The organism is Enterococcus camelliae (genome assembly GCF_042685105.1).
Lineage (GTDB): Bacteria > Bacillota > Bacilli > Lactobacillales > Enterococcaceae > Enterococcus_G > Enterococcus_G camelliae.
Window position 1 is genome coordinate 47,960 of record NZ_JBHUMO010000043.1, and the last position, 22,536, is coordinate 70,495.

General features: G+C 32.5%; 15 protein-coding genes. 2 read left to right on the plus strand and 13 right to left on the minus strand.

Annotated features, from left to right (window positions below):
• Positions 1–134: 134 nt before the first annotated feature.
• The 11 genes from ACFSR0_RS06760 to ACFSR0_RS06810 form a co-directional block, all read right to left on the minus strand.
• Complete coding sequence (locus tag ACFSR0_RS06760; protein ID WP_379981174.1) at positions 135–2,276, minus strand: peptidoglycan D,D-transpeptidase FtsI family protein; 2,142 nt, start codon at positions 2,274–2,276, stop codon at positions 135–137.
• A gap of 268 nt (positions 2,277–2,544) precedes the next feature.
• On the minus strand, positions 2,545–3,681 hold the full coding sequence (locus tag ACFSR0_RS06765; protein ID WP_379981176.1) for an LCP family glycopolymer transferase: 1,137 nt from the start codon (positions 3,679–3,681) through the stop codon (positions 2,545–2,547).
• 70 nt (positions 3,682–3,751) lie between these two features.
• Entirely contained in the window at positions 3,752–4,507 is a 756-nt protein-coding gene (locus tag ACFSR0_RS06770) for a hypothetical protein (RefSeq protein ID WP_379981178.1), read from the minus strand.
• Between the two features lie 20 nt (positions 4,508–4,527).
• Entirely contained in the window at positions 4,528–7,245 is a 2,718-nt protein-coding gene (locus ACFSR0_RS06775; protein ID WP_379981180.1) for a YfhO family protein, read from the minus strand.
• 56 nt (positions 7,246–7,301) lie between these two features.
• Positions 7,302–9,056 carry a hypothetical protein gene (locus ACFSR0_RS06780; RefSeq protein ID WP_379981182.1) on the minus strand — a complete coding sequence of 585 codons (1,755 nt, stop codon included), beginning with the start codon at positions 9,054–9,056 and terminating at the stop codon, positions 7,302–7,304.
• Between the two features lies 1 nt (position 9,057).
• Entirely contained in the window at positions 9,058–10,023 is a 966-nt protein-coding gene (locus ACFSR0_RS06785; RefSeq protein ID WP_379981184.1) for a glycosyltransferase family 2 protein, read from the minus strand.
• A gap of 74 nt (positions 10,024–10,097) precedes the next feature.
• Entirely contained in the window at positions 10,098–11,378 is a 1,281-nt protein-coding gene (locus tag ACFSR0_RS06790; RefSeq protein WP_379981186.1) for a glycosyltransferase family 4 protein, read from the minus strand.
• Positions 11,375–13,438, minus strand: coding sequence for a rhamnan synthesis F family protein (locus tag ACFSR0_RS06795; protein ID WP_379981188.1), 2,064 nt, complete (start codon positions 13,436–13,438; stop codon positions 11,375–11,377). The genes ACFSR0_RS06790 and ACFSR0_RS06795 overlap by 4 nt, the downstream gene beginning before the upstream one ends.
• A 49-nt stretch (positions 13,439–13,487) precedes the next feature.
• Positions 13,488–14,747 (minus strand): ATP-binding cassette domain-containing protein, encoded by a 1,260-nt coding sequence (locus ACFSR0_RS06800; protein WP_379981190.1) that lies wholly within the window; start codon positions 14,745–14,747, stop codon positions 13,488–13,490.
• A complete protein-coding gene (locus ACFSR0_RS06805) occupies positions 14,747–15,544 on the minus strand; it encodes an ABC transporter permease (protein ID WP_379981192.1) in 798 nt (265 codons plus the stop codon). The genes ACFSR0_RS06800 and ACFSR0_RS06805 overlap by 1 nt, the downstream gene beginning before the upstream one ends.
• Positions 15,545–15,678: 134 nt before the next feature.
• Positions 15,679–18,405 (minus strand): glycosyltransferase, encoded by a 2,727-nt coding sequence (locus ACFSR0_RS06810; protein WP_379981194.1) that lies wholly within the window; start codon positions 18,403–18,405, stop codon positions 15,679–15,681.
• 168 nt (positions 18,406–18,573) lie between these two features.
• On the opposite strand from ACFSR0_RS06810, the gene ACFSR0_RS06815 reads away from it, so the two are divergent.
• Together ACFSR0_RS06815 and ACFSR0_RS06820 are read left to right on the plus strand one after the other, a co-directional pair.
• A complete protein-coding gene (locus tag ACFSR0_RS06815; RefSeq protein ID WP_379981196.1) occupies positions 18,574–19,515 on the plus strand; it encodes a hypothetical protein in 942 nt (313 codons plus the stop codon).
• Entirely contained in the window at positions 19,512–20,507 is a 996-nt protein-coding gene (locus ACFSR0_RS06820) for a glycosyltransferase (protein ID WP_379981198.1), read from the plus strand. Before ACFSR0_RS06815 ends, ACFSR0_RS06820 begins: the two co-directional genes overlap by 4 nt.
• Before the next feature lie 73 nt (positions 20,508–20,580).
• Here the strand turns inward: ACFSR0_RS06820 and rfbD are convergent, their stop codons facing one another.
• Complete coding sequence (rfbD, locus tag ACFSR0_RS06825) at positions 20,581–21,417, minus strand: dTDP-4-dehydrorhamnose reductase (RefSeq protein WP_379981200.1); 837 nt, start codon at positions 21,415–21,417, stop codon at positions 20,581–20,583.
• Between the two features lie 82 nt (positions 21,418–21,499).
• Positions 21,500–22,528, minus strand: a complete 1,029-nt coding sequence (gene rfbB / locus ACFSR0_RS06830) for a dTDP-glucose 4,6-dehydratase (protein WP_379981202.1) — start codon at positions 22,526–22,528, stop codon at positions 21,500–21,502.
• Positions 22,529–22,536 lie beyond the last annotated feature (8 nt).

Consider the following 22,536-nt stretch of genomic DNA (forward strand, 5'->3'; position numbering starts at 1 on the left):
CTTATAAACACAATTCAAGTTCTCACAAATACAAAAGTATACTCTAATTAAGAAAAAAAGCAACAAAAAAAAGCCACTGATGTATATATACCAAAAATCTTTTATTTGGTCAAACATCAGTGGTTTTCGATTCGTTATTTTGCTAAATACATATCATAGTAGGCATCCATAATTTGCTTTGCAATGACTAAATTGGGGTACGTGGTATCTGTCTGTTTAATCTTAGGTACCATGATTGCCACAGCAATTTCTGGATCATCGGTTGGACCATAGACAACAGCATTGTGATTGTTTAATTCTACCAGTTGTCCTGATTCTGTTGTTACGCTCGTTTCAGCCGTCCCTGTTTTTGCGGAAACCGTCATTTTTGTACTTGCTAATGGGCGAGCCGTTGTAAATGGATCATTTCCATGAACCACATCATAAAGTCCTTGTTTTAAAATGGCCATCTCATCTGACGTGATGTCAATCTTATTCAGAACTTTCGTAGCGATACTTTCTTTCAGCTCACCTAAATTCCCATTGGCATCATTGTTATAAATTCCTTCAACGAAATGTGGCTCTACTCTGCTTCCACCATTGGCGATAGCGGAAATATACTGAACCATCTGTAAAGGTGTATACGTATCAAATTGTCCGAAAGCCAAATCGAGCACTTTCCCACCGTCACCATTGGTTTCAGAAAGTGAGGATACAGCAGGACTTTCGCCAGTTTCCTCATTCGGAATATCCACACCCGTTTTCACACCTAAGCCATATTGGGCAAAACCGGCCCGTAACTCTTCATAAGCTTTCGTTTGATCACTGATAGATGGGATACTAATGGTTCCACCTTGATAAGTAATCCCTAGTAAGCGCAATGCAATTTGAATCATATACGAATTGGAAGAAATTTCCAACGCTTTGGCTGCATCAATATAACGATTGTTCGATCCAGTCGGGTTAAAAATAGATGCTTTAGCTGGTGAACCTTGTAAATAAATAGGTTGATCCAGCATCACTTGATTTCCTGAAATCACCTTGTTATCCCAACCCGTTGTGATGGTGGCTGCCTTAATTGCCGAACCAGGAACAATTGCAGCTTGGAAAACCCCAATTGCATTTTGTTGCATTTCTTTGGAGTTGGCTTGATGATAATAGCCAGAAATACCCAAAATTGCTCCCGTCTTAGGATTCATCGCTACCGCATAAATCCCATTAGAATATTGGGCTGCACCCGAGTCAATTAGTTGTTGATAATTCGTTTTAACAATCGAATCAAACTTCTCTTGAAAGGCTGAATCAATGGTTAGTTTTAAGTTGTTTCCTTTGCTACCTGCTGAAATTTCTTTGGTACTTTCAATGGATCCTTTGTTATTGATTGTGACTTTGTATTCAGACTTCGTTCCTTGCAATTGTGATTCATATTGTTTTTCCAAATAACTAGTCCCTACACGATCGTTGCTAAAGTATCCTTGTTTGAGATAGTCCTCAGCTTCTTCGGCAGGTAAACCTTGTTTGGAGGTAGAGACCGTCCCGATAATGCTCTTCAACGCGTCGTTTGTCGTGTTCACTTGGCGCGACCAATCCGTACCCGTCGAGACACCCGCAAGTTCCGAGGCGTGCTCTGCAACCGTCGCTAATTCTTCATCGGTCACGCCCTCATTTTTAATGAACGTCGTCTTTAAGTTTTGTCCTGCATTCAGGCGTGTAAAAATCGTCGCAATTTTTTGTTGTTCTTCATTAAAGTTTAATTCATCTTTGGACACATTTTTTATCATTAAACTATATTGCTCACTACTAGAGAGTAGTTGCTCTTTGACACTTAATTTTTTCTGTGCAGCTTCAAGGTGTTTCGAATCAGCCAAGTAAAAATCTTTTAAGTCCCGCTCCGTCAACTTATCATCTACTGGAACATCGATGAACTGATTTAATTTTGTAGCAATCTTTAGTAAGTCATCGGCACTCATGGAAGACATCCGTGTAAAAGTAATGGCGGCATTGGCTTGATTGCCTGCCAATAAATTGCCTTTTGCATCATAAATCGAACCCCTAGGTGTACTCTGTTTAATGGTCGTTACAGTCGCCGCTTTAATCTGTTGATCCCATTTTTCACTATTTACAATTTGAAGATTTCCCAGTCTCACAATTAATGCGACAAATAACACAAAAATGACAAGAAATAAAAAATTTAACCGAAACGGAATATGTCCTCTTTTAACAGCTGCTCCGCTTTTTGCCTTATTTAGTTTTTCTTTAATAGAAGTAGATTGTGATTGTTTCTTGCCGTTTTTCATTAGATAATTCCTTCCTTACTTTCTTCTTTTTCATTTTAGCAGAAAAAAACAAAAGTTGATGAAAAATAAAACATTTTAAGAAATATTCATACTCTCACAACAATTATGTTTCACAATAAAATTGACAACTTTTTCATTTCCATTCAAACCATTGAATAATCTATATTTCCAGCAACTGATATCAAATAGACTGTGAAACATTTTTTTCGACATTATTATTGTGGAAAAGTAAAAGACTTGAACGATGTTCAAGTCTCTTACTTTTCACTTATTGATTTGTGTTATCTGCAACTTCGTCACTATCATCTGTTGCATTCTCCGTACTACTTGTCGATGTATTCGTCGACTTATCGCCATATTCATATGGCGCTTCAGCAACCTGATTGTAATCTGTATCATCGTAAAATTGATCCCCAAGAAGACCATTTGATGAATAATAAAAATCTTGATTAATGACTAATTTTGAACTCTCTGATAAATTTAATTGTTTCTTTAATATATTTTGAATGGATAATAGTTCGTTAACTCCTAAAATCTGATAATAAACTTCATTAATCGTTTGACTTTCGCCTTGTAACTGATACGATTTCACTGTATCAAACGCTGCCGTATAATTTTTCCCTATCGTAAGCATTTCGTTAAATGACAAATCTGTCAATACATTCTTCTTAACAGCATTGAGTATTTTTTGATAATTCGTAATGCTATCCATACTCAAAACTTTTCGGAGAATCTTTTCAACCACTTCACGCTGTCTCTTTTGCCGGCCAATATCCCCTTCTGGATCTTCATGACGCATCCTTGAGTAGGCAAGACCCGTTTTCCCATTTAGTTTCTGCTTACCGACTGGTACGTGAACACCATCTAACGTGAAATCAATCTTGTTATCCACTTCAATACCACCAACCGCATCAATCAGATCACTCAGACCTTCCATATTAATCGAAACATAATGATCAAGTGGAATATCTAGTAATGATTCAATCGTATCCATCGCCATATCCACACTACCAAATGCATAGGCATGATTCAATTTGTCAAAATAGGCTGTCCCATTTGGTTCATATCCGACAATATTGGTTAAAATATCTCGATCCAGACTAACAATCGTTGATTGCTTTGTTTTCGGATTAACAGTTACCACCATCATACTATCTGATCGACCTTGTTCCGTTCGACCAAGTGCCCCAGTATCAATGCCCATCAACAGAATGGAAAATGGCTCACTATCCTCAATGCTAACATCTTCAGTCCGCATGTCTGTTTTTCTAGAAATGGTTTTGGATATATCATCAAACGTTGTGGATGTTGTATTGTACAGATGGGCAGCATAGGCAGTTGCAGCTGTTACTAGCACAATACCCAAGGCTAAAACACCCACGAGTACTTTACGAAAGATTTGCATCTTGCACCTCGATTCATTTTGTCTCACACAATAACGATTGTGCCATAACAAAATGACAAGTGCAATTCAATCAGAAAAATTTCAAGAAATTTAATGTTTTTGTAATAAAACTATTGATACTAACCTTTTTTGATAACCATCTCCAAAACACTAACTGTAAAATATTGAAAGAAAAAAAATACAAAGTATACTTAGGTGATTCAAAAAACCAAATTTTACTGATAGTAGTATTATGTATACCACTTATGATATAGGTTAAAGGATTTAACTTTAAAACAGAAAGATAAGGTAATAATCTTGAAGTTGGTAATGTTTGAAAAGTCCAATAGATTGGGCTAAGCCAAAGCAAACAAAATACAAATATTTTTGATATATATCCGAAAATAACATGTATATCGATGAGTAACACTGTTATTTGGATAAACAATAGAAAAAAAATCGTGTAACAAGTCAAATAATAAATGTATTGAAACAAGTAAACTGACCATGAATACCCTAATGAAAGCAGGATAATAACTAAACAAAAATTTAGCATAAAATATGAAAATAACTCGTATTTACATAGCTCTTTAATTGAAAGTTTAGTATGTTTATTTTTGCTAACAAGGATTTTTTTTTGAGAGCTGTATAGTGGTGCCCATTGGATAAATCCTAATGAAACAAATAAAGAAAAAGGTATACCAAATTCATAGTGTTGGCCAATCAAGTAATTTATGACAAAAGTTGAAAATAGAATCCAAAAGATGATTTGAAGTACGTTTTCGTATTCTTCAAATTCATTAGGTAAAATTTTTTTTAAAAAATACAAATATTTTTTTTCTGTCATTTTCTAGGCATCTCCTTTTTCTAATAGTAATTAATCCATGCTTCTACTCTCTTTCTATAAAACCATAAAACAACCAAGCATATGAACGTCCCAAACGTAATAAATAAATATCTGATCATTGACTTATTTTCATATTTCAAAACGACTGTATGTTTCCCTGAACTAACTTTTATTGCTCGAAAAATACCATTTCCTCTATAAACGTTTGTTTTCTTTCCATCTATGTAAGCAGTCCAGTTGCTATCATAGTACTCATTAACCAACACTATTCTGCTTTCATTAGTTATAACATTAAAAGAAATTGTACCATCGTCGTTTTCTTTATATTTGCTAATCTTCTCTTTGTCAGATAGCTTTTGTCGATTATCAACAATGGGATAGGCATCATTTTCAGAAAAAAATACAGATGTTTTTTCATAATTAGCTTTCATGTAATTTAAAAGTTGCTTTCTGCTATTAAAAGTGAATGCTGTATCGGTGAGTTGTATTTGATTGCTATAATCATCAAATTCAGTAGTAACTAAACCATCGTTTCCCAACCTTTGATTACTCCTCAAATATATGGGCAATAAAACAATATTATCAGTATTAAGATTATTATTAAGGACTCCATCATATACTTGTTGATTACTGCCATAGAAAGCAATACGTTTTTTTGTTTTTACATTTGATTGCACAGTAATCAAAAACTCTCTGTTCTCTGAATTCTGTATTGTATCAAATGGGAAATCAATATAGGCATTATCCTTTTGATTTTTTAAACTAATATTTAACTTCCTTATCTCAAGATTCGATTGTTTATCAGTAAGCGTAAAATCAAGTGAATCCTGATCAGAAAATTTTTGACCATATGTCCCAACAAAAAGTCTTATGTTTGACAAATCATCTTTAGTGGCAAAGAATGTTTGAGTAAAACTGTCACCATTCTCTAAAATTGCTACTGGCTTGACTCCACCCTTTGATCCAACCCTATCAGAAAAATTATCAATTGTATCTAATGTATATTTAACACCCATGTATTTTAGTAAATTTTCATTTTCAATTTCTTTAAATGCAACTCTTGTTGGCGTTGTATATACATTTGAATCAATTGCTTCATAGTACGTTTTTATGTCATTATTTGTATAGACAAAATTATGCCCCCTAACATCTCTAATTCCATAATAAACGTTACTTGAGGCAAAAAAATTCCATTCGCCAACTGGAGCTATTTTTTCGTTGTTTTCCGTGTTGTCTTGAATGAAAGTAATTGAGTCTGTAGCTTTAGGTATAACAGACGCATCATTTCTTACTCCTGGTGTGTAATAGGAAGCAAAATTAGAGATATCCCACATTGTAAGTAAAAGCAAGCAGCCAATAAATAGTTTTTTTAAAGATTTTCTATCAATTATAATAATCAATATTAATAAACCAAAACTAATAATACTAATAAAACGAATAAGATCTAGTTGATCATTTAATGTGTCAGAGATTACATATTTACTAATTCTATTGTATGATAATATAAATGTTGTTATTCCAGTAATACTTAATATTATTTTAGAAATTTTTATTTTTACATCATTTTTTTGATCAATTATAACTTGCTCAATCGTAAATCCCAGATTAATGGACAAACAAAAATTGATAAGCACAATTAACCGATATCTTATCGATGTATTTACTAAAGGTAAATGTTTATATATAGGATACAACAAATCTGAAAACATAAAAAACATTACAACAATCAAAGCTCCTAGATAGAATGCTTGCTTTGGCTGTTTCCTACTTGTCCAAATTGATAGAGGCAATATAATGACAGAAATAATTCCTGTATAAAGTGTAGCCTCATTTATATGTATTGATAGTCCGTCACGGATATAAGGAAAATAAAGTGTTCTTAAATAATCTAAACTAAGAGAGTTTGCAGATAAATTTTTTCGTGAGGCGTTATAGCCATTCCCACCAACTGTATTTAAAAGATCAACTGTATAGGGTAGTGAAAGAATAGTTGCAAGTATTACAATAACAGCAAAACTACCGAAATAAATACTGAGAACTCTATAGTTTTTTCGATGATATTTTAATCCATAAAATAATACATAGATACCGAGTAAATACATAAAGTAGGCCACGTATGTAGGCATACCGGCAACCAGCATAGAAAACAATACAACTACACCTAATAACAGATAGTTGATAGAAAATTTTTCTGTCAATACGTCCATGACTAAGAATAACAGTGGAGCTAACATTGTAACATCAGAGTGTGGCCACCCTTGCCACATAACCATAGTTGAGGAACCACTGTACACTAATGCAGAAAAAAGAGCACTTACTTGTCGCGTTCCATATCTCCTAAGTAATGCATACATTGTACCAAATGCAATACTTACTTTTACGATTGAAATTGCTATTTGAGCAATTTCTAATGGTAAAAGATAAAAATAATTCATAAAGAATAAATAAATACTCATGCTTTGAGGCATGCCAATACCTATATTTGATAACCAAAAGGTAAAAATACCTTTATGTATAGATGAAAAAGCAATAGGAAGAACATTATCAGCCGGATCAGATAGCCACGGCCCTATAACTTCTTTTCGTAACGAATCAAACGGCTGAAATACGTACATCAAATTCGTATAAGTAAAAGTCACATCTTGAAAAAAATTTTTTTGATAAATCATCAATAAATAGATAATCAATATCGTTAAAAATTTCGACGCTCTATAACTTATCAGACTTTTATTTTTCATGGGATCCCTTCCTAATAATTGAAGGAATAGACATGTATCGTCTACTCCTTCAATTTTTACTTTTTAACTTTATATTTGGAGATAGTTGCCGTGAGAAGTTTTACAAAACCATAACAATTAATTACGTAAAAAATTTGAAGTACTGGAACAGCTCCGCTAGTGTAAAAATACAATCGGTTCATGGTATCTCCACTTACCCACGAATAAGCCCATGAAACACCAATTAATAATATGAAGTAAGAGGCTATTAGACCAAGATTGATAATTGAAATACCAAAGAAATGCTCTTGAAAATTTCTATTAAATAAGCAAAAAATGAAATAAAGCATACCTATTAAAGATGTTACGATTAATGTCCATACTGTTCCTCTATAGAGGTTAATAATAAAATTGACTCGTGGAATCATTTTTGTAATAGGTCGATTGTAGATACTTTGTTCTGAACTGACCGGATAATTTAAAGGTGAGTTTATTAGCATTTCGATTTCCCGAACCTTACTTGAATCACCGTTTACTGCCCGAATATCTTCATTGATAAAGTAATTTTCATAAAATACGGTTTGTTTGGTTGAGTATAAAACTTTAGGTATTACATTATTAATAATATCTGCTGATGTTTTAGCTGGTGCGGAGGATGATATTGCGATTCCTTTTGTTCTTTTTTTCAAACTTCCATCCTCAAATGCTACACTTAACTCTTTATGCACTTTTTTATAAAAGTTATTTGTAGCAACAGCCCCTCTAACTTGTTTACCATCAACAATAACATATGGCTTATATCCTAAACCCGCTCTCTCAACTGCAAGTCTCATCAACCAAACAATCTTACCACTGAAAATTTCTGCTTGACCCTCACTATCCACTTTAGTCGTTAGTGTCGAGTTATCTATGTAGAATGAATCAAATTGTTCCTCAAGTTTTTTAAGAGTAGGTGATACTTCGAACGCTTGCCTTAGTGCATCTTCATGCACCCATACATATTCTTGATTTGTCCCATCATCAATAGCAATTAAGTCTGTGATTACATTTCTAAAATAAGTTTCGGTATGATCATTTACAACTGCAACACCATAAACTTCTTTATTTTTTTGACTTAATAATGAGGTAAAACTATACAAAATGAGAAATGGAATCAAACAAGCAATCATTCTAATAATTCTTTCAGAAAAACTTTTTTTTTCAAATAAAATAAATAAGCAAGTAATCAATAGCGCACCAAAGAAAAAAGGCTTAAGCCAAATAGCATCTTCTCTTAAGTATGAAAAGATGAAAAATGATATACCACTTAATATCCCCCACATATATAGAATAGGTTGGCATTTATTTCGATATAAGTACAGACCAATTAACGAAGCAATTACCAACAGTACCAAAGGACTCAATAACGCATCTCTATAAAGACGAAATCCAAATTTTTTATCTAACATTACCGGTGAATATAGTAAAAAAACATAGGTAAAAGAAAGATAGTATTTATTTTTTATAATTGGGAAGATTGCTAGAATGAAAATCAGTATTGATACAATATAAAAACCAATTAATGCAATAGGATATGAAAGTCCTACCTTGTTAACAAAGACATAGAAAAAAGAATACATCGGATTTTTAACTAACGTTATTGAATTATAATCGCCAAACCATTTACCTTTTAGTATATTAATTGCCTGATTGACAAAAACATGCTCATCAACCCCGCCACCTACATACGTTACTGGCAAAATTTTCATTTGGATAACAAAACGGCCCAAAGTAAGAATTAATAAAATGAAAAATAAGATTATACTAGAATAATTTTTTTTAATGCTACACACTTCAATTCTCCTTGTTTTTCTTATTTTCACTGTCATAATCAAATTTTCGAAGTCTAAACTGAATATCTTCAAGAATTTTTCTATTAGCAGAGATCATATCTCCTTGTAACCCAATAACAAAGGTTTGAAATCCTATCATCATTAACGTGCTAGAAAGGATTAATGATTGTATATGTCCCCCACCCGTTCCCTTAATTAAAAATGTTAAGAATCTTACCCCAATTAATGCACCAATTAAAAAAATAATCCCACCTAAAATTGAAAAAAATATTAGTGGTTTGTACATCATGAATGCTCGTAAAATGGTGAGCATCGATTTTTTCACATAACCAAACATGCTGCTAAACAATCGTGATGGACGTAATTCTTCATTTGTTCTAATTGGAACAGAAGTCATTGCTATTTTGTTACGTCCAGCCTGTACAATAGTTTCAAGAGTATAAGTGTATTCATTAAACACATTCAATTTCATAGCAGCATCCCTACTATATGCTCTAAATCCACTAGGTGCATCCGGAATATCAGAGTTTGAAGCTTTTCTAACAACCCAACTACCAAATTTTTGAAGTTTCTTTTTTAATGGGGAAAAATGTTCTGTCTGCATAATTGGTCTCTCACCTATGACAATGTCAGACTTACCTTCAATAATTGGTCGAACCAATTTTTCAATATCCTGACCATTATATTGATTATCTGCATCTGTGTTCACAATTATATCAGCACCATTACGCAAACTAGCATCCAATCCTGCCATAAATCCTTTAGCTAATCCCTTATTTGACTTGAAATTAACAACATAGTTTACTCCCCATTTTTTAGCAACTTCTACAGTATTATCTTTACTACCATCGTTAATAATCAAAACTTCTATTTTATCAATTCCTTTAATGTGTTTCGGCAAGTCATTTAAAGCTATTTCTAATGTATCAGCTTCATTATAACAAGGTATTTGTATAATTAGTTTCATATTTATCTCCTTAATAATAAATTGGTCAATCGCTAAATAATTCTATCATTATTAATATGATATTTCAATATTGTCTAGCTATTGATTTTTTGAATTACAAGAAACATGATAAATTTTAGCTTAATCCAGTATTTTATCATATTTGTCTTTATTTTGTTGAATTCAAAATTGTAACTAACCATGCTTTGCCTTTTTTCAAATATTCCATCTGTTAATAAATCAATTTTTTCTACTTGTTTTAAAATATTTTGATACATCGCCCTTGAAGTGTAAATTTCATTTGCAATCTCCGAATAATCTAGAGCCCTTTTTTTATATTCAAAAAAGTGATCAATAGTTTGAGTAATAATTTCAATCAAATTATCTTGAACGCCTAACTTATATACACTACCTTTATGAAAAATTTCATATGCTGTCATAAATCCATCATTATCAGAAATAATAACCGGAATACCATTTAATAAACACTCTACATAGACTAGTCCAAATGTTTCATTTGCAGAAGTCAGCACACAAATGTCACTATCTTCAACCTCTGTCCAAGGATTCTCTTTAATTCCAAGAAAAAAAACATTATGAATGTTATTTCCCTTTATATAGTCTTGACACTCTCTAAGGTATACTGGATCATTATCTCCAATAAATTTCAACTTCATAGATGGATATCGATTTTGAATCTTTCTGAATGCCTTTATTAACTCTAATTGGTTTTTTCTCCTTGTGATTTTACCAATGGAAAAAAGAGCATTTGGTTTATTTCCACCCTCAATATTTAACAATTTTGAATCAGAATTTAACTCAACATATGGATAAAAACAATCAACTTGTTTATCCAAAAATAATTTGTTTAGCTCCTTATTAAGTTTCCCCCCCACAGAAAAAATTTTTTGTGATAAGCGAGTTATTTCAGGAATATATTGCTTGTAATAGGCAAATTCATTTTCAGGATATTCATGTATTAACCAAAAATGGGGTACCATTAGTTTTTTTGCTGCATATGCCCCCAAAAATACGTTAGCTGTGTTTGAAATCACTAAATCAACTTTTTCATCAATCATAATTTGCAACAGTTCTCTATAATTTGACTCATAGTAAAAATTGATATCTTTTTGTGATACCCCTTTTGTAACTGGTGCGTTAGGCCACCACCATTTTAAAACATCCATCCGTATAGTTTTAATATTTGCTTTAGTCATTTTTTTTTCATAATTACGTTGACTATGTCTATAAGATTTTGGAAAAACATTTATTACATTATGTCCATCCTCAACTAATTGTCTCATCAAAAAGAAAATTGAGACTTCAGCACCATTTTCTAACGTTCCAGTCGGGGAAATAAATAAGATTGTTTTCATCTTTTGAACTCCCTTGCGATAAATCGTGTCAATTCATCTTCGTGTCTTGTTGTTTGGCATTCATTTTTTACGTATTGATAAGCTGCTTGTCCAATTTTTTTTCGATATTCAGGGAAATCTATTAGTTTTTTTAATTGAGTGGTCCAATCTTTTTGCACCAGAATACCTGTTTCTCCAGATTGGATCATTTCTCTGAAAGCACCGATATCACTTGCAACTGTTGCCACTTTTAGGAGGGATGCTTCTATCCACTTAATTTCCGATTTACATTCATTAAAAATAGTCTCCACTAAAGGTGCTAAATTAATATCAATGCCTTTTATAAATTCAGGTAATTTTTGCCACGGCACAAAATCATGAATTTCAATGCGGTCGCGATAATTATTCAATTGCTCAGGAATATCCAGGTATCCTACAATCACTAATTTTATTTCCGAGTACGACTCGAAAAGTTCGACTAAACTATCTACAATTAATAAAAAATTTTCGTTATGCGTAATAGAGCCAGAAAAGTAGCCTAAGATAATTTCTCTTGGATGTTCTTTTCCCGACAAAACAGATTCAGAGGTGACTATTAAATCATGGCTTGCTAGATTTCTATTAATAAAAACAGGCTTTTGAAAGGACTGCATCGTCTCTTTTAATTTTTTAGTACTGACAATAATTCCATCGGTTAAAAGAAGCATGCTTCGATAAGAAGAAACTGTTTTATCATATTTACTTTTCTCAAAAAGAGACAAAGATTGTACATAAGATAACTGATTAGTATATTCAGTATCAATAATCAAATCATCCAATTCGTACAAAACGGGAACCCCCATTATTTTTGCTCGATCACAAAGTTCCTCTAAAAAAGGTGTTTTTATCGCCCTATAAATAATAATTATAAAACAGTTTACACAAGATTCAATGTTACATTCCATAAGTGAATTGACTATTACCTTATATCCTAAAGTTTCTAACTGTTCTTTTTTATTTTGAACACGATATCTATTTAACTGTGGAATAGAGTCATTTGTTCCATCAATAATAACAATATGCTTTTTATCTAAAAATGATGTACGATAAACCTCATCAATTAACTTTACAGGGTAGTTAGTGGAATGATTAACAAATTCTACTAACTTTTTAAATCGAAAGTCCTGTTTCTCCCCCATCCATTTCAGATACAACTCACTCATTTGCTTAATAGCGGTCGTTTTTATGAAAGGGACATTATCTTTTTTAACAAGTATAAGAGGATGCTTAAACATTGCAGTATCTTCTGAACATCTGGAATAGGAACTACTACGAAAACCTCTATCTTCAAAATATTTTGTAAATCTTGTCTCGTGAAATGCTATGGCTTCATTCCTTGTAGTAGTTTTCATTAATGTGTTCCAATATTCTTCGAAACATGGATCTTTTAATAAAGTGTGGTTAATTGCTAAAAAATAAGTTTGCAAATGAACTGGAATATAACCATAGATATTTTTTTTTGTAAAATCCCATTGTTTTTCCCCATATGCAATACCCCAAAAGTCTACTCTTCTTTGTTTCATCGTATCCAACATTGGTTGAATGGGAAACAGTGGACCAATCAATGTATCATTAACTAAAAACAAAGTTTCATAAGTGGCTAAGATGTTAAAACTAATTTTCTCCATCGCATATTTAAAAGCGGCAACATCATATCCAACATTTCTTCTTACATAAACAATTCCATATCTCTTTAGTATTTTTATTTCTTCATCTTGAAGTTGCCCGTTAACAACAATGAAAATTTGATCAAATGAGCGTACTATTTGATCTAAAAAATATTGTTTATATCGGTGCAACTTTCCATCCTGTGCATAAATAACATAGATTAAACATGTTTGATTCCCAATCGATTTTTTTTGAGGATTCATTTTTTTTTTTGCTCGATTGTACCAATGCTTAAAAGAATATCGAGGGGCAAGTTTTAATTTTATTTTTCCTCTAAGATTCTCTATGCGGTTTTTTAATAAATTAGGATGTTGTATTAATTGTTTTTTGTAGTAAATCCCCATTGAAATAAATAAATCAAATTTTTTTAACATATCACATCTTTACTCCTTTTAAAAATAAAGACTCCTAAAATAGGAGTCTTTATTCACTATACCACAAACCATTTCTCCTCAGAATCCCACTGCTTGAAATCCGTTCGCTCTTTTGCATGTTATTTTTAGGTGGAACAATTACAACAGGTGAATTTTCACTATTTGAAAATAATAGTGGCTCATCATCTTCTCCACGCACCGCTACATTTAATTTCAATTTACACTGATTGATTTCCGACAAATGGCATGAATAACGGAAATAATGACTTCCCATCCCCGATGTTTTATAATTATAGGAATTATCGTTATACATCCATACATTTCTATCAATGTCAGTCAATGAGAACGCTAAATAGGTTTCTATATCCTTATCTAAGTCGTAAGTCACTTCAAATTCAACTAGTTTTTCATCATTTAGCAATACATCAGAAAGCAGGTTGACTTGGAGATTTTTTACCGGCACGACTTGCTCATCCTTATTATCCAAATCAACTACTTCTTCATCAATTTCAATTTGCCCGTTTTCACTTTGGGTAGCTTGTTCAATAACCGTAGCGGAACCTTTAGCCGTAACATTTTTCAATGAGTATTCATTAGCAACTTCATCTGGTGATCCAATAATCTTTATCTTCCCTTGATCAATCATTACTGCTTTATTACAATACTTTCGAACAGCTTCCATAGAATGAGTAACTAGAATTATTGTCTTGTCAGCTTTTTTTGCTTCCATAAAGTAATCATTGCACTTTCTTTGAAATGCTTCATCACCTACTGCAAGTACTTCATCTAAGACTAAAATATCACTTTTAGCTTGAATTGCGACCGAAAAAGCCAGTCTTACTTGCATACCACTTGAATAGTTTTTTAATTTTTGATTCATAAAATCATGTAACTCAGCAAAATCCACGATATCTTGATACATATTATCAATCTCTTTAACAGAGAATCCTAACAAAGCTCCATTTAAATAGACATTTTCTTTGCCTGTTAATTCATTATTAAATCCAACACCCAATTCAATAAACGATACTAATTTGCCATTTATTTCAACATTTCCAGCTTCAGGTGTATAAATTTGAGAAATTATTTTTAAAAGAGTTGATTTTCCACTACCATTTCTACCAACAATCCCAAAAAAATCGCCTTTATTGACTTCAAATGAAAGATCTCTTAAAACTTTTTGTTCTCTATACCCTTTTACACCTTTAAAATAATTGACAATCGTCCGTTTTAAACTTGTCGTTGATTCAACTGGCAAATGAAACGATTTACTCACATGGTTCACTTTTACTGCAATTTGATTTTTCATTATATCGTCTCCGCAAATTTTTTCGAATGTTTATTAAAATATAAAAAACCCACAAATAAAATAAGGAATGGTAAAAAATAGGGAATAAGCGCAATTGGCTTAGTATTTATAATTTCCATAGTAGTAATATTCACTGGACTAGTTAACAAATGACGCATATCTTGTACGATTTGAGCCATTGGGCTGAGCATCATTAACTTTGCATAAAATGGACTTTGATTGATTACTAAACTTAAAGGATAGATAATTGGGGTCATATACATACCGATTTGTAATATCACTTCCCAAATCGGACCAATATCCCTAAATTTCACGTATATAGTTGCTAAAATAAATGCAACACCTAATGAAAAAGCATACAGTTCAATTAATAAAAGTGGGGTCACAAAAGCATATTTTGAAATATCTACTCCATTTATCAAACTAAAAATGAACACAATGACCAAATTAATTAGCAGATTTATGAAAGCATTAATAGAGACTGCAATTACCACAATATGAGTAGGAAAACTTAATTTTCTTAATAAATCGCCCTTCGAAACAATAGACATCATACCCAAGTTTGTTGTTTCTGTAAAAAATTGCCATAATACCATTCCCAATAACATCGCAACTGCAAAATGTGGTACATCTGCGCCGAATTTTAGGAATCGTATAAAGACAATGTACATCACAGCGAACAACATTAAGGGTTTTAAGACTGACCACAAATAGCCTATCGCACTCCCTTGATAGCGCAATTTAAAATCGGTCTTTACCAATTCGTTTAATAATATTCTATTCTTTTTTTCAAACACAAGTCTTAACCCCTTATTTTTTAATTACAATCAAAAGTAGTATACATGAAATTGCAAAATTCAACAATTACATCTTGTATTTTATCAATAAAACCGACTTACTTCATCATGAATTAAGCCGGTTTTATTATTTCTTATACTTTCGTTTTTAAGGTAGAAAAAGGATTAGAATTCAAATCAAAATTTGGATTATATGCGGGGTCATTCTCTAATATTTCTCGGTGCCTTCTCTTCATTCTTTCTATTTCACCTTTAAATCGTTCTTGTTTTTCGGGTGTGTCCTCATACCCTCTTGATTTTGACTCAAAATGGTAAAGTTCTGCCTTATGCGCCCAGACATTTCTTTTTCCTAACTCATAAATTCTGATACATAAATCAACATCATTAAAAGCAACTTCAAACGTTTCGTCAAATCCGTTAACTTGTTCAAAAATATTTTTGCGAACCATTAAACAAGCCGCAGTGACAGCCGTGTAATTATAATCAGTATAAAGTCTGCTAAAATAACCTGGTTGTTCCTTTGTCGCATTTAAAAATGCGTGACCAGCAACTCCACCTACTCCCAAAACAACACCACCATGTTGGATTGTATCATCAAAATACCATAATTTAGCACCAACACAACCATATTCTGGATATTGTGCAAAACCTAGCATCTCTTGAATCCAGGTTTTTGTAATTACGCTTGTATCATTATTCAGAAACAATAAAAATTTACCTGAAGCTTCTTGTGCAGCTAAGTTATTGATTTTTGAATAATTAAAAGGAATATCAATAACTACGCAACTAAACCTTTCACCTAATCGTTTCTTATACAAATCATATAAGTCATTCATTTTAGGGTCATCACTGCCATTATCGGCTAGAATAATTTCGTAATTTTTGTAACTAGACTTCTCAATGATAGAATCTATACATTTTTTTACATCGTCATATCCATTTTTTGTTGGTATAATGATGCTAACTAGAGGATGATCAATAATTTTATAGCTTATATCATATAACCCTGGATATTTTCCTAAAGAAACGCTTGCTTCTCTCTTTCTTCTTTTTAAAGCATCGCTAATAGCTAATAAACCTCGTTCACTTGCATAATCTTTCTCACTCATCTCAAGTGCTGTTGATCCTTGAATAGCACGCCAATGATACAACACTTTAGGAATATGATAAATTGTATCTCTTTGTACTCTCTCTACATATCTTAAAACAAAGTCATGATCTTGCGCTCCTTCGTATCCTTTTCTGAAACCACCAATTTCTCTACTTATGTCTGTCCGATAAACACCTAAATGAGAAATATAATTTTGATTCAGCAATAAGTCAGGAGACCATTGCGGTTTGAAATGTGGGTCAAAACGTTCGCCGTTTTCATCAATTTTATCTTCATCACTATAAATGAGAGTAGCTGAAGGATGATCGTTAATAATCTTGACAACTTCAAATAGTGCATTGGAAGCCAATTCATCATCATTATCTATTAATGCTATAAATTCACCTTGTGCTAATTTTAAAGCTGAGTTTGTTGCCTCAGAAATATGACCATTTTTTTCTCTAAAAATCACTTTAATTCTATCTGATTTTTCCGATAAAATTTTCAAAGTTTCAATCGTTTCCTGATTAGTAGATGCATCATCTCCAATACAAATCTCCCAATTTGTATATGACTGGTTTTCAATTGATTGGATGCATTTGATTAACCATTTTTTCTCAACATTGTATACAGGAATTAGTATAGATATCAACGGATTCAAATCAAATGATTTTCTACTATCAGTTTCTTTTGATTCAACTTCAGCAATCCATCTTTTGTAGTTAGTTTCTTTCAAATCAGAATTGCTTTTAAAAGAAGACTTAAAATGTTTTAAAATAAAATCTTTTCCTCTTCTTAAGGGAAACGTTAGCATTCGTCCAAATTTCCAACTGCTCGAATGAACAATACTCATGTACAATGCATCCAAATTTTTATACTCTTCTTTTAAATCCGCAAGTTGTTGCATCAACGAATCATTCTCATTATTTAAAGAATCAACCAATCTTGTTTTTTTCGTTAACTCGTCTTTATTAAATTCAATTTTTTGTTTTTGTATGACATTTAACTTCTTTTCATGCAAAAATTGGCTAGCTAAATCCTTATACCACTGACTTACCATTAAAGTTGCTGTATTTTTATGTTCAGGGTATTTTGATAGGACATAAATATAAGTATCGAACCAACTTACTCTTTTTTTTATACTTTCGCCACGATTTCCTATAGAGTTAGGTAAAATACGATAATTTATATATAAGTTTTTAACTTTTACAGCCCTAGCACCGTCCATAATTAAACTTAAAAAAAAGTCATAATCTTGCATAAATTTTCTATTTAAATACATATCAAAGCGATGATTTTTCAAAATAGATACTCTAAATAAAGAACACGTATCAATATAATTTACTGTTAAAAGTCTATCAATTGAGAACTCAGGAACCTCATTTATTATTTCACCTGTCATAGCACTTGATAGGGAACAATAAGCTATGTCAGCTTCGCTATTACCCAACGTGCTAAGAGATAAAGAAATATGATTTGGCTCTAAATAATTATCGCTATCAACCAGTAATATGAACTGCCCAGTCGCTAAATCAAGGCCTTTATTTCTCGAGAAACAAGCACCAAAATTTTCTTGATTTATAAATAACGTATCCTTATATGGATTTTTTTTCAATGTTGATTCTATAACTTCTGCCGAGTTGTCTGTTGAACCATCATTTATTATTATTAACTGTATATTTTGATAGGATTGGTTATAGATACTCTCTAGACACTGCTTTATGTATTCTTCATGGTTATAGCAGGTTACTATAACTGAAACTTTATCCATAAATTGAAAACCTCTTCCTTTGTTATTCATCATGCATGATTCATATAATATAATACTTGAATACATAATGAGTATAAAGTTTGTTTTCAGTGCGGTCAAATTTAATTTGATTCATTCTGGAGAATCAAGTAGAATTGGTATCGATACTGAATAGGAAAGTTGGTAAATATGAAAATCGAGAAAAAGAATCTACTCAAATATTTGGGCAATATAGTGACCGTTCTTGCAATTATTTTTGTGTTCAAGCAATTGTTTTCAAATGGATTGGATTATCACAGTATTTTTAAGAGCAAGAATATCCTTCCTGTTGTTATTATCGTAATCGTACAAGCAATCATTGTCGCAACAAATACGTATCCCTGGAAAAAAATTGTTGAAATCTTATCAAATAAAAAATTACCATATAAAGAAACTGTTACAATTTATGTGAAATCAAACTTAATGAAATATGTTCCAGGAAATGTTTTTCAATATGTAGGTAGAAATGAATTAGCTATGAATCAAAATATATCACACTTAAAAGTTGCCACTGCTACTATTATAGACGTAGCAATGACTGTTTTATCAGCAATGGCTATTTCCTTAGTATTTTTGTATGATTATATTTGGAAATTCATGTCTACCTTCACAAATATATGGTTTTTGTTGATACTCTTTATTTTTTTTGTATTAGTATTATACGTTTTAATTGTTATTTTCAAAAAAAATATTCTACAATTTCTTTCGAACAATCAAGATATATTTAAAAAAAAGAACATCCATGTTTTAATTAAGTGTTTTTTTTATTACGTATTTGTTATGCTAATTTCAAGTTTAATGTACATGCTTGTTTTCACTTTTATACTAGATCAGCATGTGACAACTACCCTTTTCTTTAAATTATTTTCAGCTTATACCCTATCTTGGCTTGTTGGTTTCATAACTCCCGGAGCACCAGCCGGTATAGGTATTAAAGAAGCTGTTATGGTAGGTGTCACAGGTGGATTAGTGAATCAATCAACTATTGCTTTATCTATGATTGTATTACGTGTTTTAGCAACTTTTTCAGATGTTCTTGCTTTTCTAATTGTTATATTATTATCTTCAAAAAAGAAACAGGTGGCTAAATGAATTCATTACCTTTTATTGAATCAATAACGAATAAAGACGTTTTATTTGTCTCAACAAAAAATATTGACTATATTCGAAATACGCAAGAAATTGAACTTCTATCAAGTACAGCAAAATCGATTAAAATTATTGCTTCAAAGAAGAAAAATTACTTTGCTCGATTATGCTATGTCTACTGGCATTTCTCCCTTGCCTTGATTAAAAAAAATTTTGACTGTCTATTTATAGGATTTGCCCCACAATTACTTTTTCCATTTATTTATTTTTTTCCAAAAAACAAGTTAATTATCATGGATTTTTTTATTTCCTTTTATGACACGTTAGTCGATGATCGAAAGAAATTTAAAGATGGAAAATTTATTAGTAACGTACTTAAGAAAATCGATGCTTTAATAATTCATAAAGCAGATATTGTTATTGCTGACACAAATGCTCATAAAAAATACTTTTCGTTAACCTTCCATTTTCCAGAAGAAAAAATTGAGGTACTATACATCGTTGCAGATACATCAATTTACAAAGCAAAACCTAGACCTAAAAATAAACGGTTCGAGGTAATATATTTTGGTAGCATTCTACCAGTTCAAGGAATAGAAATTATTCTGGATGCAATGAAATTATTATCCAAAGATAGTTCCATACATTTTACAATTATTGGTCCAATCAGCAAAAAATTGCAAATTAATCAGGACAATTTTCCTCAGACATCATTTATTCCATGGCTTTCTCAAGTTGAATTAGCAAATTTAATTAATCAATCTGATTTAGCTCTTGCCGGCCATTTCAGTTCCACTGTTGGCAAAGCAAAAAGGACAATTGCTGGAAAAACATATATTTACAAAGCAATGAACAAACCTGTTATACTTGGAAATTCTCCTGCAAACCATGAGTTATTTAAGCCTGATTCATCCAATATTTATGTTGACTTAGGCAATTCTACTGAATTAGCTCGTGCGATAGTAGAACAAGCTAAGTTATTCTACCGTGTTTGAACTTTATACAGAAAACAGCTTCAACTTCACTATATATAATGAAGTTGGAGCTGTTTTCTCTCTTACTATTTTTTTAAAGACTCGCCAACATCATCTTCAATGCCTCTTCCCATGTAGGTATCACAAACCCAGTGGCTTTTGCTTTACTTAGATCCATCACTGAATACTGAGGGCGGTGCGCTTTTTGTGGGAATTGGTCGCTAGTGACCGGTTGAACATCGACATCGGTGTCTTTCAAGATTTCTTTGGCAAATTCATACCACGTACAAGCATGGTCGTTTGATAGATGATAGATACCATAGGGAATCTTTTCTTCTGTGGCAAAGGTCATAAATTCAGCTAAGGTACGAGTCCAGGTTGGCCGGCCATATTGGTCATTCACCACAGTCAATGTTGGGTGGGTTTGCGCCAATTTTTGCATGGTAAAGACAAAGTTATGGCCATACTTTCCGAAGACCCAAGAAGTACGAATGATATAATACTTGCTCATGTATCTTTGCACAGCTTTTTCACCTGCTAATTTTGTGCGTCCATATTCATTTAATGGATTTGTTGGTGCATCGGTTGCGTATTCTCCATCTTTTAATGTGCCATCGAAAACATAATCCGTACTAATGTAAACGAGCGTTGCCCCCACTGCTTCCGCTGCTTTGGCGACATTTTCCGTGCCAGTCACGTTGACTAACTCATCTAATTCTTTTCCTTCATCTTCTGCTTTGTCTACAGCTGTATAGGCGGCACAGTGATAAATTACTTTTGGTTGAATTTCTTTGATTTTGGCCATAGTTGCTGCTGCATCCGTAATATCCATTTCGTGAGAATCAGTTGTAATATAGTCTTTTCCTTGTTCGTCTAATAAATGGCGCAACTCAGTACCAAGTTGCCCATTTCCACCTGTTAATAAAATCATGGTTTGTCCTCCTCTTATCCGAAAGAAAGGCAGGATGCGTCCTGCCTTTCAAGTGTGTATCCACGTTAACGCGATTTCACGTTTATTGACCGTTTTTGGCGTAATTTGCTTCAACGGCATCTTTTTCTGCTTTCCACCAATCTTCATGGTCTTGATACCATCGAATTGTATCAGCTAAGCCATCATGGAAATTTGTGAACTGTGGTTTCCATCCTAATTCTTCTCTTAGTTTGGTTGAATCAATCGCATAGCGTAAGTCATGTCCCGCACGATCTTTTACATGATCATAGGCATGTTTGTCTTGTCCCATTAATTCTAAAATTAATTCCATCACTGTTTTGTTGTCTTCTTCGCCGTCAGCACCGATAAGATACGTTTCTCCTATTTTGCCTTTGGTTAAAATCGTCCACACGGCAGAAGAATGGTCATTGGTGTGAATCCAGTCTCGGACATTTTTTCCTTCGCCATACAATTTTGGTCGAATCCCGCTTAAAACATTGGTGATTTGGCGTGGGATAAATTTTTCGATATGTTGATATGGGCCATAGTTATTTGAACAATTTGAAATGGTTGCTTGTAACCCAAATGAACGTACCCAAGCTCGAACCAATAAGTCAGAACCTGCTTTGGTCGATGAATAGGGACTTGATGGATTATAAGGTGTTTTGGCGGTGAATTTTTCACCTGGGCCATCGCCATGTCCTGGCAAGTCTTCTCGTAATGGTAGGTCGCCATATACCTCATCCGTGGAAACATGATGGTAGCGTACATTGTACTTACGACAAGCTTCTAATAAGGTATACGTTCCAACAATATTCGTTTGAACAAAAGGAAATGGATCTTTCAATGAATTGTCGTTGTGCGATTCAGCCGCATAGTGGACGACAGCATCTGTCTGTTTAACCAATTGATCAACAATTTCTGGATCGGCAATATCTCCGACAACTAGCTCCACTCGGTCAGCAGGAAGGCCAGCTAAATTTTCTTTATTTCCAGCATAAGTTAGTTTATCAAGTACCGTTACATGAACATCTGGATGGTTATTTACGACATAGTGGACGAAGTTTGAACCGATAAAGCCTGCGCCACCCGTTACAATAATATTTTTCATGGTATTCT

Excerpts from the sequence above, each read along its gene's own strand:
- ACFSR0_RS06760 (WP_379981174.1), bottom strand. The coding sequence starts at position 2,276 with ATGAAAAACGGCAAGAAACAATCACAATCTACTTCTATTAAAGAAAAA.
- ACFSR0_RS06765 (WP_379981176.1), bottom strand. The coding sequence starts at position 3,681 with ATGCAAATCTTTCGTAAAGTACTCGTGGGTGTTTTAGCCTTGGGTATT.
- ACFSR0_RS06770 (WP_379981178.1), bottom strand. The coding sequence starts at position 4,507 with ATGACAGAAAAAAAATATTTGTATTTTTTAAAAAAAATTTTACCTAAT.
- ACFSR0_RS06775 (WP_379981180.1), bottom strand. The coding sequence starts at position 7,245 with ATGAAAAATAAAAGTCTGATAAGTTATAGAGCGTCGAAATTTTTAACG.
- ACFSR0_RS06785 (WP_379981184.1), bottom strand. The coding sequence starts at position 10,023 with ATGAAACTAATTATACAAATACCTTGTTATAATGAAGCTGATACATTA.
- ACFSR0_RS06790 (WP_379981186.1), bottom strand. The coding sequence starts at position 11,378 with ATGAAAACAATCTTATTTATTTCCCCGACTGGAACGTTAGAAAATGGT.
- ACFSR0_RS06795 (WP_379981188.1), bottom strand. The coding sequence starts at position 13,438 with ATGTTAAAAAAATTTGATTTATTTATTTCAATGGGGATTTACTACAAA.
- ACFSR0_RS06800 (WP_379981190.1), bottom strand. The coding sequence starts at position 14,747 with ATGAAAAATCAAATTGCAGTAAAAGTGAACCATGTGAGTAAATCGTTT.
- ACFSR0_RS06810 (WP_379981194.1), bottom strand. The coding sequence starts at position 18,405 with ATGGATAAAGTTTCAGTTATAGTAACCTGCTATAACCATGAAGAATAC.
- ACFSR0_RS06815 (WP_379981196.1), top strand. The coding sequence starts at position 18,574 with ATGAAAATCGAGAAAAAGAATCTACTCAAATATTTGGGCAATATAGTG.
- ACFSR0_RS06820 (WP_379981198.1), top strand. The coding sequence starts at position 19,512 with ATGAATTCATTACCTTTTATTGAATCAATAACGAATAAAGACGTTTTA.
- rfbD (WP_379981200.1), bottom strand. The coding sequence starts at position 21,417 with ATGATTTTATTAACAGGTGGAAATGGGCAACTTGGTACTGAGTTGCGC.
- rfbB (WP_379981202.1), bottom strand. The coding sequence starts at position 22,528 with ATGAAAAATATTATTGTAACGGGTGGCGCAGGCTTTATCGGTTCAAAC.